This is a genomic window from Caballeronia sp. dw_276 (assembly GCF_018449635.1).
In the GTDB taxonomy this organism is placed as follows: Bacteria; Pseudomonadota; Gammaproteobacteria; order Burkholderiales; family Burkholderiaceae; genus Caballeronia.
The window spans coordinates 159,390-172,470 of record NZ_JAAVUV010000014.1 but is presented as its reverse complement, the minus strand read 5'-3'; the positions used below and the strand labels follow the sequence as shown (position 1 = coordinate 172,470).

The 13,081-nt window shown below is 60.8% G+C and carries 15 protein-coding genes; 2 read left to right on the top strand and 13 right to left on the bottom strand.

Annotated features, from left to right (window positions below; translation table 11 throughout):
• Window positions 1–28: 28 nt before the first annotated feature.
• From HB633_RS25970 to mltG, 8 genes are all read right to left on the bottom strand, one after another.
• Entirely contained in the window at window positions 29–1,306 is a 1,278-nt protein-coding gene (locus tag HB633_RS25970; RefSeq protein ID WP_213781013.1) for a mechanosensitive ion channel domain-containing protein, read from the bottom strand.
• Between the two features lie 144 nt (window positions 1,307–1,450).
• Entirely contained in the window at window positions 1,451–1,807 is a 357-nt protein-coding gene (locus HB633_RS25965) for a Rap1a/Tai family immunity protein (RefSeq protein WP_213781012.1), read from the bottom strand.
• Between the two features lie 148 nt (window positions 1,808–1,955).
• Entirely contained in the window at window positions 1,956–2,723 is a 768-nt protein-coding gene (locus HB633_RS25960) for an ankyrin repeat domain-containing protein (protein WP_213781011.1), read from the bottom strand.
• A 61-nt stretch (window positions 2,724–2,784) separates the two neighbouring features.
• Window positions 2,785–3,576, bottom strand: coding sequence for a TatD family hydrolase (locus tag HB633_RS25955; RefSeq protein ID WP_213781009.1), 792 nt, complete (start codon window positions 3,574–3,576; stop codon window positions 2,785–2,787).
• A 34-nt stretch (window positions 3,577–3,610) separates the two neighbouring features.
• Window positions 3,611–4,123 (bottom strand): GNAT family N-acetyltransferase, encoded by a 513-nt coding sequence (locus tag HB633_RS25950; protein ID WP_213781007.1) that lies wholly within the window; start codon window positions 4,121–4,123, stop codon window positions 3,611–3,613.
• A gap of 29 nt (window positions 4,124–4,152) precedes the next feature.
• Window positions 4,153–5,172 (bottom strand): DNA polymerase III subunit delta', encoded by a 1,020-nt coding sequence (locus HB633_RS25945; protein ID WP_213781005.1) that lies wholly within the window; start codon window positions 5,170–5,172, stop codon window positions 4,153–4,155.
• A gap of 80 nt (window positions 5,173–5,252) precedes the next feature.
• Entirely contained in the window at window positions 5,253–5,873 is a 621-nt protein-coding gene (gene tmk / locus HB633_RS25940) for a dTMP kinase (protein ID WP_213781003.1), read from the bottom strand.
• Window positions 5,873–6,889, bottom strand: coding sequence for an endolytic transglycosylase MltG (mltG, locus tag HB633_RS25935; protein WP_213781001.1), 1,017 nt, complete (start codon window positions 6,887–6,889; stop codon window positions 5,873–5,875). Before mltG ends, tmk begins: the two co-directional genes overlap by 1 nt.
• Before the next feature lie 61 nt (window positions 6,890–6,950).
• Here mltG and HB633_RS25930 point away from each other — a divergent pair, with 61 nt between their 5' ends.
• Window positions 6,951–7,925 (top strand): folate-binding protein, encoded by a 975-nt coding sequence (locus HB633_RS25930; RefSeq protein WP_213781000.1) that lies wholly within the window; start codon window positions 6,951–6,953, stop codon window positions 7,923–7,925.
• A 9-nt stretch (window positions 7,926–7,934) separates the two neighbouring features.
• Window positions 7,935–8,765 carry an NRDE family protein gene (locus tag HB633_RS25925; protein ID WP_213780998.1) on the top strand — a complete coding sequence of 277 codons (831 nt, stop codon included), beginning with the start codon at window positions 7,935–7,937 and terminating at the stop codon, window positions 8,763–8,765.
• On the opposite strand, the gene HB633_RS25920 is transcribed toward HB633_RS25925, so the two are convergent.
• The 5 genes from HB633_RS25920 to HB633_RS25900 are packed head-to-tail and all read right to left on the bottom strand — an operon-like array spanning window position 8,762 to window position 12,487.
• Entirely contained in the window at window positions 8,762–9,724 is a 963-nt protein-coding gene (locus HB633_RS25920; protein WP_213780996.1) for an alpha/beta hydrolase, read from the bottom strand. The two genes, HB633_RS25925 and HB633_RS25920, sit on opposite strands and share 4 nt — an antisense overlap.
• Window positions 9,725–9,770: 46 nt before the next feature.
• Complete coding sequence (locus tag HB633_RS25915) at window positions 9,771–10,640, bottom strand: SDR family NAD(P)-dependent oxidoreductase (RefSeq protein ID WP_213780994.1); 870 nt, start codon at window positions 10,638–10,640, stop codon at window positions 9,771–9,773.
• Window positions 10,641–10,668: 28 nt separating this feature from the next.
• Window positions 10,669–11,676, bottom strand: coding sequence for an NADP-dependent oxidoreductase (locus tag HB633_RS25910; protein ID WP_213780992.1), 1,008 nt, complete (start codon window positions 11,674–11,676; stop codon window positions 10,669–10,671).
• Window positions 11,677–11,715: 39 nt separating this feature from the next.
• Window positions 11,716–12,180 (bottom strand): PaaI family thioesterase, encoded by a 465-nt coding sequence (locus HB633_RS25905; protein ID WP_213780990.1) that lies wholly within the window; start codon window positions 12,178–12,180, stop codon window positions 11,716–11,718.
• A gap of 4 nt (window positions 12,181–12,184) precedes the next feature.
• Window positions 12,185–12,487 carry a Dabb family protein gene (locus HB633_RS25900; RefSeq protein ID WP_213780987.1) on the bottom strand — a complete coding sequence of 101 codons (303 nt, stop codon included), beginning with the start codon at window positions 12,485–12,487 and terminating at the stop codon, window positions 12,185–12,187.
• Between the last annotated feature and the right edge of the window lie 594 nt (window positions 12,488–13,081).

Genomic DNA, 13,081 nt, shown 5'->3' with positions numbered 1-13,081 from the left:
TCCGCGTTTCCGGGAGGGCAAATGAAGGTCAGCGCCGCTCGCCGCTGCCGACGGGCTCGGCAGGTTCGGGCGCCGGTTTAGCGGTCGATGCCGCCGAATGCGCCGACGGATCCGGGCCGTGCCGTTCTCCCCGGCTTGCCACCGGGTCGGCTTCCGTGTTGGCTGTCCCGCGAACCGGCGGCCGGATCGCGCTGCTCGCCTGCGTCCGGTCCAGCGGCGCAACGAAATCGACGTGCTCGCCTTCCGGCGCCACGTCCGCCCGGGTACGCGGCAGGAATTGTGGAAACTCGGCCTGCGCGAAGTTCAGCAAACCTTCGCGCACGCGGCATCGAAGGTCGAAGTTCAGGCCGGAATCGAAGGAACTGACAAGAACGCGAATCTGCATCGACTTTTCAGTGGCGTCGGTGACTTGAAGCACTTGTACGCGGCCGTCCCATTCCGGCGCGTGTTCCAATATGCGTTCGAGTTCTTCGCGCAATGGCGCCATCGGCATGCGGTAATCGACGTAGAGAAACACCGTTCCAATGATCTGCGAACTATTGCGCGTCCAGTTGGTAAACGGATTTTCGATAAACCATTGCAACGGCACGATCATGCGCCGCTGGTCCCAGATCCGGACGGATACGTACGTTCCCGTGATCTCCTCGACGCGTCCCCATTCGCCCTGGATCACGACGACGTCATCGAGCCGGATGGGTTGCGACAATGCGATCTGCAAGCCGGCGATCAGGTTACCCAACACGGGCCTTGCGGCAATACCGGCAACCAGTCCCGCCACCCCCGCCGACGCCAGCAAACTCGCCCCGATCTGCCGCACGGCCGGAAACGTCATCAACGCGCCGCCAAACCCGATGATTACGATCACCACCATCACGGATCGCGCCAGCACGCGCGCCTGCGTATGGATACGGCGCGCCTGGAGATTGTCTTTGGAGTCGAGCGGATGCGCTTGAACCAGTGCTTCGGCGACAGCGCCGACCGAACGCACGGCGAGCCATGTCAGCCCAACGATCAACGCAAGGGTCAGCAGATCGCGCAGCGCCGTGGCAAAAGGCAGCGAATCCGGCGCTTCGACCAGCACGAAGCCGAGCGCGAGGATGATGAGAAGCGCGAGCGCGGGTTTATCGATGAAACGCAGCACCACGCTCATCAACGGATACGGCCGCGCAATACGCACGAGAATCCGCGCGCCCACCCGGTGAACGCCGATGGCAAACAGCACGGCAAGTGCAGCGACGACAATTGCGCCGGGCCAGGTGTTGAGCGGCGCCGAAGCAATGCGCTCGAAGGAGTCGAAATTGATCATCGTCGTCGTGGAATCAGCCTTGAAAAGGTGGATACGACGGGATTTTGCGGGAAGCCGGCTACGTTACCGGTGTATTGCGGTGCAGCAAATGCCGTGCCCGCCGGTCGACCGGCGGACATTCAAATGACGTGAAACTGAAGACGCTTACTTCTCCGCCTTGCACGGAAAGGCTTTGCCAAGCCCGAGCGAAACCATGGTGGTCGCGTTGAAGTTGCCCTGAGCCGGGTTGTCGGCGATGAATTTGCGCACCGCGTCAGTCAACTCTTGCGGTTTTACATCGACGGGAAGGCAAAAATACTGTCCAACCTGCGGGCCGGACGTTCCGCCAATTGCTTCAATTGTGTTGTAGATGCCGTCAGCGGCGCCTTCTATGTAAGCCGCGCATGCGCTGCGCGAAGCGGTGTCCGTCTTGGTGCAAAGCATGTTCAGATCGTTGCCGGTGAACGCGGCCGCACTGAGCGGAAACGCAAGCACCCCGGCCATGACTAAAACCCGCAGCATGATGATCCTTTCTTATGTTTGGCGGTTGCCGGGTGTGGCCCTCCCCGCGCTTTGCAGCGCCTTCGGCTTGGTCCCGGCTTGTTTAAGCTGTTCCTCGTATTGCAGGAGACGACCGGTTTGAATTTCCGGCCGTCATCCCGCGAGTGCGTCATTTTGCACTGTTTGTACCGGTTTGCGGGGCTCCGGATGCGCCCGCAGCGCCTGTTGCCTGCATCGACGCCAGACGCGCCGCCAAGCCTTCCGCCACATCCTTCTCGTGATATTGCTTCGCGAAGTCCACTGCGGTCATGCCGATCTGATTCTTCACGCGCAAGTCGGCGCCTTCGTCGAGCAGCAGCTTGACCGTGGACAGATGGCCGCCGCGCGCCGCCATCATCAATGGCGTGGTGCCATTGGGCGAACCCGAATCGATGTACGCCGAATGGTCGAGCAGAACCTTGACCACGTCGTCATGGCCGTTGGTCGCGGCGTAATGCAGCGGCGTCCAGCCCTTCTTGTTCACTTCCGCATCCTTCGAAATCAGCATGTTCACGAAGTCGAGGTCGTCGTTGAGCGCAGCGAGCATCATCGCGTTTTCGCCGGCGGGGTCGAGCTTTTCGAGGTCGGTCTTCGGATTTTCCGCAAGCAGCTTGCCGACCTTGTCCGACTTCTCACGCGCCGCGATCACGAGCAGCGGTGCGCCGGTGTTATCGACGAGATTCGGATCCACGCCCTGCGCCAGCAGCTTTTTGACGGCAGACACGTCGTCGAATTTCACTGCCTTGATCATGGAATCGGCGGGCGCTGCAAAAACCGGTTGCGCGATGGCAGCGGCCGTCAGAACCACGCCGGAAACCAGCGTGCGCCACGTCCGGCCGCGCGCGGATGTATGGCGATTGAAAGATGTCGAAGATGAAACCGTCGAAAGTTTAAGCATGTGTTCCTTGGGGATTACTGATTGAATCTAATAATTGGTGCAACGGAGGCGTCCGGCCGGCTTAGTTTTCTACAGGCTCGGGGATCTTGAAGAGCTTGAAGAAATTGCGGGTCGTGGCCGCTGCCAGCGCGTCTTCCGGCATTTCTCGCAATTGCGCGATGAAACGTCCGACATAACTTACGTACGCAGGTTCATTCGACTTTCCACGATACGGCACTGGCGCGAGGTAAGGCGAGTCGGTCTCGATCAGCAAACGCTCGAGCGGCACGCGCTGCGCGACATCCTGTACGTCCTTCGCGCTCTTGAACGTGACGATACCTGACAGCGAAATGTAAAAATCTTGTTCAAGCGCGGCTTGCGCGACGTGCCATGACTCGGTAAAGCAATGCATCACGCCGCCTGGCACGCTCGCGCGCTCCTCGGCCATGATCCTAAGCGTGTCCTCCCACGACGAACGCGTGTGAATGATGAGCGGTTTGCCCGTCTCGTGCGCAGCGCGGATATGCGTGCGAAATCGTTCGCGCTGCCATTCCATATCGGCGATGCTGCGCCCTTCCAGCCGGTAATAATCCAGCCCCGTTTCGCCGATCGCGACCACTTTCGGATGGCGCGCCAGTTCGACGAGATCCTGCACGCTCGGTTCCTGCGCGTCCTCGTGGTCGGGATGCACGCCCACCGATGCATAGATATGCTCGTTTTCTTCCGCGATCTTGAGCACGGAAGGCAGCGTTTCCAGATCCACCGATACACACAGCGCATGCGTGACCTTCAGCTCCCGCATCTTGCTGAGCACTTCGGGCAGGCGGTCGGCGAGACCCTCGAAATTGATGTGGCAATGTGAATCGACGAACATGGTGGTTCCGTGGTGGTTCCAATAAAGCTCTGATTTAGCTGGCGGACGGCGCGCTTAGCCGGCGGCCGAGGATCACGAGGTCGCGCTCGATGCCATCCAGCACCGCGACGCGCGGCAGCGTGCCCCAGACATCGAACTGGAAGCGGCGGAAGAGGCGCAAGCTCGGGTCGTTATGGCCGAACACAAAACCCAGTAACGTATCGATACCCAGCTCTGGCGCGCGCTGCAAGGCAGCTTCCAGCAGTTGGGTACCCAAACCCCGTCCGCGCGTGTTCTCATGAAGATAGATGCTGACTTCGGCGGTCCGCAGATAGGCCGGACGGCCATAGAAATCGGAAAAGCTCAGCCACGCGACAACCGCGCCGTTTTCTTCCACGACCCATAACGGGCGGGCCTTCGGTCCATGAGCGTGGAACCAGGCGAGACGGCTTTCGACCGTCACCGGTTCAAGGTCAGCTGTCACGAGACGCGAAGGCACCGTGGAGTTATAGATAGCCACGATGCCCGGAAGATCATCGAGAACGGCGTCGCGGAAATTGAGAGTCATGGTGCGTTTTACGAATGTTGAGGGGTTGGTCAGGCAACGTTGAACACGTCGCGATAGCCCAGGAACAGCTCTTCGAAGACGAGCCGTGCGTTGAGCGGGTGATTTTCGACCGCGCGCTGACGCGTCACCAACTTTTGATAGCGGGAGAAGCGGTCCGCATCGACCTGCGCGGCGCAGCGTTCCAGTGCCTTCGACGCCGCCGGGAAATAGCGCGGCCGGCCGGCGGTCTTCTGCACCAGCAAATCGTACAGCCAGCGCTGCAGCCAGCCGAGAACCATCGGAACGGGCAGTTTCTGCAGGTTCTCGCCGCACGCAAATGCGTCGCAGGCGGGACCCGCTGCCAGTTGCGCCAGCGCGAAATCACGGAGGGCACGGTTTTCGTCGTTGGCGAGCGCCAGCGCCGTCAGCGGCGCACCGCCTGCTTCTGCGAGCAGCGCCGCAGGTTGCTGCACGCCTTGCTGCGCGAGCCATGCCACGGAAGCTTCGGTAGCCGGGAGGGTCATCGGCCATTGGCGGCATCGGCTGATGATGGTCGGTAACAACCGGTCGATACGCGCCGTCGCCAGAATGAACACCACGCCCGCGGGCGGTTCTTCCAGCGTTTTGAGCAAGGCATTGGCAGCGAACACGTTGATGGATTCGGCCGGATAGATCAACACGACCCGCGCGCCGCCTCGGTGCGATCCGAGGCTGAAAAAGTTCATCAGGCCAAGGACCTGGTCGATCTTGATTTCCTTGCTCGGGACCTTGGTTTTCTTGCCTTCATCGGCGTCCGGCTTGTCGTCGCTGATCAGTTCGCCGGCAAGTGCCTCAGGGAGCACCGCGCGATAGTCCGGGTGATTTCCCTGGCTGAACCAAAGGCAAGCGACGCAGTGACCGCACGGTTCGCGCGTTGCGGTCGGCGCCTCGCACAAAAGGCTTTGCGCCAGATGCTGCGCGAACTGCAATTTGCCGATACCCGCCCGCCCATGTAGCAACAACGCGTGTGGCCAGCTTGCGCGGAGTTGATCGAGATGCGCCCAGTCATCGGCTTGCCACGGATAGATCATGAAGTTTTTTAAATCAGGAGCTTATGACACGAAGTTAAGAGTTTGAATTAACTTGAGGAATTTCATAAAAATCTTTCAAATCAAATATTTGACACGACTTCTTCAAGTTTTTTCTGAATATCCAAAACCGTCTGCGTTGCATCGATCACTGCAAATCGTTCCGGGGATTCCGCCGCTCGCCGCAAGTATTCCGCTCTCGTGCGGCCGAAGAAGGAATCAGACTCGCTCTCGAACTTGTCCGGCGCCCGCGCTGCGCCCCGGCGCTCGCTGGCGACACTCGTAGGAACATCGAAAAGCACGGTCAGATCCGGTTGAAACCCGCCTTGGACCCATCGCTCGAGTGCTTCCAGTTTGTCGCGCGGCAAACCACGGCCGCCGCCTTGGTATGCGAACGTGGCATCGGAAAAACGATCCGACAACACCCAGTCGCCCCGCGCGAGCGCCGGTTCGATCACCTGCGCGAGATGTTCGCAGCGTGCCGCAAACATCAGCAGCGCCTCGGTTTCGAGGTCCATCGGCTGGTTGAGCAGCAATTCGCGCAGGCTCTCGCCGAGCGCCGTGCCGCCGGGTTCGCGCGTCATCACGACCGAATGGCCAGTCGATGCGATCTTCGCTTCCAGACGCTCGCGGAACCACCCGAGGTGCGTTGTCTTACCCGCCCCGTCGATGCCTTCAAACGTGATGAATTTGCCGCGCACCATCATTGTCCCCGGATGTACTTGTCGACGGCCTTGTTGTGGTCGCCGAGATTGTCTGAAAAGAAGCTGCTGCCGTCGCCGCGCGACACGAAATAAAGCGCGCTGCTCGATGCAGGATTGACCGTTGCCGCCAGCGCCGCGACGCCGGGCAACGCGATCGGACCGGGAGGCAGGCCCATGCGCGTGTAGGTATTGTACGGAGTGTCGGTTTGTAAATCTTTCTTCTTGAGCCGGCCGCCGTAAGCCGAACCCAAACCGTAGATCACCGACGGATCAGTCTGCAACGGCATGCCGATGCGCAGCCGGTTAGCGAAAACGGCCGCAACCAAAGGCCGGTCGGCGGCGCGCCCCGTCTCTTTCTCCACGATCGACGCCATGATCAGCGCGTCATAAGGCGTCTTGTACGGCAGGTTCTGCGCACGCGTGTTCCAGGCTTCGGTCAGGCGCATCTGCATCAGCTTGTACGCGCGCTTGTAGACGGCGATATCGCTCGTGCCTTTATCGAAGAGATAGGTGTCGGGGAAGAACAGGCCCTCCGCGCTTGCCTTCGCGATCAGGTCGTCCGGCGCGCCGACGGCTTTCAGCAAATCGGTATCTGTCATGCCTGCGGTGTCGTGCTGGAGCGCCGGATTGCCGTCCAGTTCGTTGCGCATTTTCTGGAAGGTCCATCCTTCGATGATCGTCGCCACGTATTCGTTCACGTCGCCGCGCGCGATCTTCTGCAGCATCTCGTAGGGCGTGATGCCCTCCTTGAACGCGTAATTGCCGGACTTCAGCTGCGACGACAGACCCAGCACGCGCGTCATCAGCACGAACAGCTCGGGCCGCATGTGGGCGCCGCCGCGATCGAGCTGGATGCTCACGCTTTTCAGCGTACTGTGGGACTTGATGGTGATATCGAGTTCGGGCGAGGCCAGGTCGACCGGGCTGTTCGCCCACCTGAACATGCCCGCGACGAGCGCACCTGCAACCACGACCGCGACGACCGCCGCGACCAGACATTTCTTCAAAAGGGACATGCGAAACACGCTCTAAGTAAGACCCATATAATACTTGTTCGCCCACGCCCAAGTCAGGTCCATGAATTCCTCGACCGGTTCTCCTTTTCAAGCTGTGCTTACCGGCGGCATTTTCGCGCCGCTCACGCAGTTCGGTTTCATCGACACAACCGGCGACGACGCCGCCGCTTTTCTTCACACGCAACTGACGAACGACGTCCAGCATCTGGATGCGTCGACGGCGCGTCTGGCCGGGTTTTGCTCGCCGAAAGGCCGTTTGATGGCGTCGTTCCTGATGTGGCGTGCGGGGGACGCGGTGCGCCTGATGATCGCCGCCGACTTGCAGGCCACGGTACAGAAGCGCCTGTCCATGTTCGTGATGCGCGCAAAAGCCAAGCTGGTGGACGCCACGCCGTCGCTCACCGCCGTGGGTTTTGCCGGCGATGTACGCCACGCGCTGTCACATCTCTTCGATGCCATGCCCGACGGTGTGCATGTCAAAGTGGATGGTCCGCTCGGTTCGCTGATCCGTGTTCCCGACGCCGCCGGCCGCCCGCGTTTCCTGTGGGTTGGTCCGAAAGCCGAAGTCGATGCGCATCTCGCCGAGCTGGAGAAGAAGCTGACGCGCGCAAACGCGGAGGTATGGGACTGGCTCGACATCCACGCCGGCGAACCGCGTATCACGCTGCCGGTTTCCGAGCAATTCGTCCCGCAAATGGTCAATTTCGACGTACTCGGCGGCGTGAACTTCAAGAAAGGCTGCTATCCGGGGCAGGAAGTGGTTGCCCGTAGCCAGTATCGCGGCACCATCAAGCGGCGGACATCGCTCGCGCACGTGGAATCGGCCAAACCCGGCGACGAACTTTTCCACTCCGATGACCCCGGCCAGCCTTGCGGCCTCGTGGTCAACGTAGCCGCCGCGCCTGAAGGCGGCGTGGATGCGCTGGTGGAAATCAAGCTCGTGGCGCTGGAAAACGGATCGGTGCATGTCGGCGCGGCTGATGGCCCGGCGCTGCAGTTCTCGGCGCTGCCGTACGCCTTGCCGACCGAAGTCTGAGGCGCGTTCATGTGTCTGATCGTCTTCGACTGGCAGCCGGACGCGGGTTCGTCGAAGCTGAATCGTCCGATGCTCACGCTCGCCGCCAATCGCGATGAGTTCTACAGCCGCGAAACCGTGCCGATGCACTGGTGGAAGGATGCGCCGGACATGCTTGCCGGGCGCGATCTCACAGGTGGCGGAACGTGGCTGGGCGTGACGCGCGACGGTCGCTTCGCCGCGTTGACAAACTACCGGGCGCCGTCCGAAGTGCGCCCCGGCGCGCCGACCCGCGGCACGCTGGTGAGCGATTTCCTTTCGGGCGAGCGTTTAAAGCCACTCGATTATCTTTCGCAAGTCGCCCGCAACGGGCATCTGTATAACGGCTTCAATTTGATCGTCGGGGATTTCACGCGGCGCGAACTGGCGTGGTACGGCAATCGCGCCGATGCGCCGCCTGCGCTGCTCGACGCCGGCATTCACGGGTTATCGAATAGCTTGCTCAATACGCCGTGGCCGAAGCTCGTTGCGCAACGCGACGCGCTGCGCGATCTGGTCCACGCTGAAGATCAGGTTCAGCCATCGCTGGATATGCTGATCGAGACAATGCGCAACCCGCATATCGCCGATGACGCCCTGCTGCCCTCCACCGGTGTTTCGATTGAACGTGAGCGTGTGTTGTCGGCGGCGTTTATCGAGTCGGACGGGTATGGGACGCGGAGCACGACTGCGTTGCGTGTTGCATCCGCTGGCGAGCAGCTCACGCTGCAGATCAAGGAACTCAGCGACGACGACGGCTCGCACAAGATCGTCCGCCCGGGAAACTTCGTGCGAGACGACGGGTTCGTTATTACGCCCTAATCTTCGATGCCCAGATACCGGCGTAACGCACTCGCCGCGTCCGCGTGCGCTTTCGCGACGTCCGGCACCAAGCCGCCCATCTTGAAGAACTCGTGCGTCATGCCTTCGTAGCGCACTAGCTCGACAGCCACGTGCTCACGTTCGAGTTTCGCTGCGTAGGCGATGTTTTCATCGAAGAGCGGGTCGTGATCGGCGGCGGCGATCCACGCGGGCGCGATTCCTTCAAACGATGGCATTTCCCCGCGCGCGTCGAGCGGCGCGAAACGCCAGTCGTCGCGATCGTTTTCATCGCGCAGATAGTGTTCGAAGAACCATTGAACTGTTTTCGCCGTCAGCACATGGCCTTCCGCGAATTGCGCGTACGAGCGCGTGTCCTGGCGCGCGCTCACGCCCGGGTAGATCAGCAATTGCAGACGCAAGGCGATACCCGCATCGCGGGCGAGCACCGCGCAGACCGTGGCAAGCGTGCCGCCCGCGCTGTCGCCGCCAACGGCAAAACGCGCGCTGTCGAGACCCAAGGATGACGCTTGCGCGTGGAGCCACGTAAGGGCGTCGAAGGCATCGTGGACGGCGGTCGGGAATTTGTGCTCGGGCGCGAGCCGGTAATCCACCGATACCACCGCGCATCCCGAATCCGCCGCGAGGCGCCGGCACAGCGCGGCATGGGTATCGATACTGCCCACTACGAAACCGCCGCCATGAAAGTACACGAGCGTCGGCGCCGGGGCCGTCCACGACGGTTCTACTGGATGGAAAATCCGCGCCCGGATGGATGCGCCGTCGCGCACGGGAATGTCGAGATCCTGGATATCGAACATGGGCGCCGGCGCGATGTCGATGATCGGCGCGCTGCGTTCGTACGATGCGCGCGCGGCGGCGGCAGTCAGCGTATGAAACGGCGGCCGCTTTGCCTTCGCGATGAGTTCGAGGACCTGGGCAATGGCAGGATTCAGCGGCATGGAAAATGGATCACGTTGAAAGCTCGCGATGATGACACACCAGCGCTCAAGCCCGCCCCCGCACCTCGGGCTTCAATGAAAGCGGATCGGTCGGATTACGCATCTGGGCGACGTCATCGAACCGCAGTTGTACCGACGCGAGGATCTTCGGATGCGTCAGCACGTAAAACCGGCGTTCGCGGACCGCGTCGAAGGTGATTTCCGCCACGTCTTTCGCGCTCAGCTTGCCGCCTTCCACTGCTTTTGTAAGTTGCTTGACCGCCATCCGTTGCGATGTGGTCATGGGTTCTTCGTTACGCAGTTCCTCGGGCCGCGCGCGCTCCGCCTGAGCAATGCCCGTGGGAACGAATGCCGGGCACAACAACGAACAATCCACGGGGCCGCCGACGATCTTCAGGTCGTGATAAAGCGTCTCGGTCAGCGCGACGACCGCGTGCTTCGATGCGTTGTACACGCCCATTGCAGGCGCGGACAGCAATCCCGCAACAGACGCCGTATTGACGATATGCGCCGGTTCGTTCTGCGTGAGCATCAACGGCGTGAACGCGCGCACGCCGTTCGCCACGCCCATCACGTTGACGCCGAACACCCACGCCCAGTCGTTCGCGCTGTTCTCCCACACGAAGCCGCCCGCGCCCACCCCTGCGTTATTGAAAAGCAGATGCACGGCGCCATAAGTGTCGGTTGTCGTGCGTGCCAGGGCATCGACTTGATTTGCATCGGAGACGTCGGTCGGAACGCCCAGCGCTGCTGCGCCCAAGGCGCGCGCCATGTCGACGGTCTCCGCGAGTCCTTTTACATCGATGTCGGCAAGCACGAGCTTCATGCCCAGCGCCGCGCCTTTTTTTGCAAACTCACGGCCAAAGCCGCTGCCCGCGCCCGTAATCACCGCCACTTTGCCGTCGAATTGATTCACTGCGTCTCCTCTTCGATGCAATCCGGATTCAGATCAGCTTGACCAGCTGCTTGCCGAAGTTCTTGCCCTTGAGCAAGCCGAGAAACGCTTCGGGCGCGTGTTCGAGTCCTTGCGCGATGCTTTCGCGATACTGCAGCTTTTTCTGCGCCACGAGACCGCCGAGCTGGGCGAGCGCTTCGGGCCACACTTCCGGCGATTCACTGACAATGAACCCCTGAACCTTCAATCGCTGTGTGAGCAAAAGCGAGGGTTTCTTAAGCGGCATCGGCGAGCCGTCGTAGGTGGCGATCATTCCGCACAACGCGATGCGGCCAAAGGCGTTCATGCGTGGCAACACGGCATCGAGCACTTCGCCGCCGACGTTTTCGAAATAGCCATCCACACCATTGGGCAGCGCCGCTTTCAGGTCCTCGTACAGATTGCCCGCTTTATAGTCGATGCACGCATCGAAGCCGAGCGTTTCCGTAACATAACGACACTTGTCCGCACCACCCGCGATGCCCACTGCGCGGCATCCCGCGGTCTTGGCCAACTGGCCGACCACGCTTCCCACCGCGCCGCTCGCTGCGCTGACGAGCACCGTCTCCCCCGCCTTCGGTTCGATGATCTTGTTCAAGCCAAGCCATGCCGTCACCCCAGGCATGCCAACCGAACCGAGAAAAGCTGAAAGCGGGATGTGGCTATCGTCGACCTTGCGCAAACCCTTGCCATCCGAGGTACCAAATTCCTGCCAGCCGTAGGTGCCGACCACCTTGTCACTGACCGTAAATTTCGGGTTTTTCGATTCCACGACCTCGCCCACCGTCCCGCCGACCATCACCTCGTTGAGTGCTTGCGCCGCAGCGTACGACTTTGCGTCGTCCATACGGCCGCGCATGTAGGGATCAAGTGAGAGATAGTGGTTTCGCACGCGCAGTTGACCATCGGCGAGCGGCGCAAGGGGCGTCTCGACGAGCTTGAAGTTATCGACGCTCGCCGCGCCCTCTGGACGTGAGACAAGGAGGATCTGACGATTGATTGAAGCGTTTTCGGACATCGTGATGCTCCTGTGCGGTCTTTGTGACGCCCGTGAAGTTCAGGCGTCACTCGGACCAGGTTTCGCCGACGGATCGGTTCGAAGGCGTTGTTGCGCAATATCGCGGCCGACGGCAAGACGACGCATGTATTTGAACGTACCAAGGGCTTTCGCGACGAAATGTCCTTCGCTGTCGCGGATCTCGCCTTCGCAATACGCCATGGTCGTTGACCGATGCAGCACACGCGCGAATGCGCGAAGCTCGCCGCGGCCCGGTTCCATGAAGTTGACTTTCATTTCGACCGTCACAACGCCGATGCCCGTGCCCGCCAGACTGCGCGCAGCCATTGCAAGAGCGACGTCAGCAAGCGTCATGGTGACGCCGCCGTGTGCAATGCCCCATGTGTTCATGTGCGTGGGAGTCAGCGCCAGCAGCACTTCGCTCGCGCCGTCTTCGGCTGAGATGAGTTGAACCCCAAGTGAATCGATGAACGGGCTTTCGGGAAGCATGGAGGAATCGGTCATGGGCTCAGACTTCGTAATCGATGCATTGACGCGATTCACGCACCGCCGCCACGAAGTCCTTGATTGCCACGTGTTTCGGATGGACCTGATACGCGTGGAGCGCTTCCTTGTTATCGAAATCGGAGACAAGGATCACGTCGCACGTGGCTTCGTAGCCGTCCTGCGCCACGCCGACTTCGAAGTGTCCCTGGCCTGCAACGATGCTGCGACAGCTTTCGAGTTTCGCCTTCAGCTTGACGATGTTCTCAGCGCGCGTGCCACCCTCGGCGCTTTCCTTCAATTTCCACATGACGATGTGTCGTAACAACGTGCTCACCTTGGTTTGTTAGTTTCGCGGGTTTATGCTCAATGCATAAAATTAACAGATTCCAGAGCTTCTTACTCAGAGGTAAAACCCACGGCGGGCGCAACAATAAAAAAGCCACCCATGGGTGGCTTGTCTGAAGTCCCTGACCAATTCACGCGACTCACGACTTTTCGCCAACGCCCTGCAGCACAAGTCGGTACTCGCTTCATCCAGATACCGGGCCTCCGTTGGTGAGAGCGGATCGTCTTGCGGGTGGCTGTGTATAACCTTTAGCTTGCGGTGCGAATCAAGTGCTGCCTCTCGTGTTGCGGGAGAAAACCCCGCGCTATCCCGCTCTCCAGAACGCTGCCCGATCACCTCGCCCGTGAACATATCAAAGGCGATTACATATTCGAGCCCCGTGTAGCGCGATGTCGCTATACACAACGCCCTGGCGCTGGCGTCGTCTACGATCATGCGCACGTTTGCACTCTGGACGCCGCGAGAAAATGCTTTGGACAACGTAAAGCCATGAGATTGAGAACGTTTTCTGGCTATGTGCGGACCGCTTGCGCGGTGTTCGGCCGGATTCATTGTTTGCATCCGGTTGCGCCA